Genomic DNA, 571 nt, shown 5'->3' with positions numbered 1-571 from the left:
ATTTGAGCTGCCTTAAAGGGTCGCCGGTACCAAGCATTGCAGCTAATGCCAGTGTCAGTATTGTGATTACCAATAAAATGCTAAGACGATTTTTAAAAAAAACTGCTAATTCGCTCAGACTTAATGTAAGCAATGTTGGTAATGCTAAAATCACGTAGCTAAAGTTATTATGTTTTTGCGATCCAGTAATAACTAAAAAACTTATGATCCAAATACTAATAGCGAATACTGCAAATTTCTGGCTACGTATAAATTCTACAAATTTCATCTTATAATTAGTTTTTTATTTATTAGTTCAAGATAGCTTTTTCGATAATTTTCAATTGAGTGATATTTGACCAAATATTGAAAAACAGACTCCCCTTTGGCCATTAGGTCTTTTGGGTTGAGGCTAAGGTATTCCCTGAAAGCATTTGTTAATTCATTTACATCACTTGTTTTTACTAATATCCCCCCAGCTTGTTGAACTATGTCATGCATTTCAGGAATATCAGCGGCAATGACTGGCAAATGGCCACTCATGCCTTCCATTAACGCCAAAGGAAGTCCTTCTTTTAATGATGGCATTGCC

At 35.0% G+C, this 571-nt stretch carries 2 protein-coding genes; both read right to left on the bottom strand.

The features are described 5' to 3' along the window. On the bottom strand, positions 1 to 268 hold a 268-nt coding region (locus ACQY5W_RS13425; protein ID WP_428025474.1), incomplete at its 3' end, for a hypothetical protein. After that, a partial coding sequence (locus tag ACQY5W_RS13420; RefSeq protein WP_428025473.1) for a glycosyltransferase occupies positions 265 to 571 on the bottom strand: 307 nt, incomplete at its 5' end. The genes ACQY5W_RS13425 and ACQY5W_RS13420, both read right to left, overlap by 4 nt.

It is taken from the genome of Arcobacter sp. (assembly GCF_050300555.1).
Classification (GTDB): Bacteria; Campylobacterota; Campylobacteria; order Campylobacterales; family Arcobacteraceae; genus Arcobacter.
Note: the sequence above shows the minus strand (reverse complement) of the source record. Positions and strands in the feature narration are given on the sequence as shown.